The organism is Streptomyces sp. ICN903, assembly GCF_022015835.1.
GTDB classification, from domain to species: domain Bacteria; phylum Actinomycetota; class Actinomycetes; order Streptomycetales; family Streptomycetaceae; genus Streptomyces; species Streptomyces fenghuangensis.
This window is the reverse complement of record NZ_JAKMAY010000593.1, coordinates 1-1,043: the sequence shown is the minus strand read 5'-3', so window position 1 is coordinate 1,043 and position 1,043 is coordinate 1. Positions and strand designations below refer to the sequence as shown.

At 71.0% G+C, this 1,043-nt stretch carries 1 protein-coding gene; it reads right to left on the bottom strand.

The window, feature by feature from the left end:
• The coding region (locus L7D48_RS29015) for an HAD-IC family P-type ATPase (protein WP_237884110.1) at positions 1–1,043 on the bottom strand (1,043 nt) is incomplete at both ends.

Sequence of the window (1,043 nt, the reverse complement as noted above, 5' to 3'; positions counted from 1 at the left end):
CGATGGCCTTCAGGCTGGCGTTGGGGCGGGGGTCGCTGCCGCCGAGCGCGGCGAGGACCTGCCGTACGCGGGCGGGGTCGGCGCCGTCCAGCGGGCGGACCTCGGCCACGTCCATGCCGCCCTCGGTGAGGGTACCGGTCTTGTCCAGGCAGACGGTGTCCACGCGGGCCAGGCCCTCGATGGCGGGCAGTTCCTGCACCAGGCACTGCTGCCGTCCCAGCCGGATGACGCCGATGGCGAAGGCGATGGAGGTCAGCAGCACCAGGCCCTCGGGCACCATCGGCACGATGCCGCCGACCATGCGGCGGATGGCCTCGTCGACGCTGTGGTCCTCCACCAGGAGCTGGCTGAGGACCAGGCCGATCGCGGCAGGAACGATCATCCAGGTGATGTACTTGAGAATCTGGCTGATGCCGCTGCGCAGTTCGGAGTGGACGAGGGTGAAGCGGGAGGCCTCCTCGGCCAGTTGGGCGGCGTACGCCTCGCGTCCGACCCTGGTGGTGGTGAAGGCGCCGCCGCCGGCGACGACGAAGCTGCCGGACATCACGGTGTCGCCGGGCCGTTTGTGGACGGGGTCGGCCTCTCCGGTCAGCAGGGACTCGTCCACCTCCAGGCCGTCGGACTCGGTGACGGTGCCGTCCACGACGACCTTGTCGCCGGGGCCCAGCTCGACCAGGTCGCCCAGGACGATCTCGTTGGTGCGGACCTCGACGGCGGAGCCGTCGCGGCGGACGGTCGGCCTGGACTCGCCGATGACGGCCAGGTTGTCCAGCGTCCGCTTGGCGCGCAGTTCCTGGACGATGCCGATGAGGGTGTTGGCGAGGATGACGAAGCCGAACAGGCCGTCCTGGATGGGGCCGACGACCAGGATGATCGCGAAGAGGACGCCGATGATGGCGTTGAAGCGGGTGAAGACGTTGGCGCGGACGATGTCGGCCGTGGAGCGGGAGGACCGCACGGGGACGTCGTTGACCTGGCCTCGGGCCGTGCGCTCGGCGACCTCGGCGGTGGTGAGGCCCGGGGACCGCGGGGCGGGGGTGTCC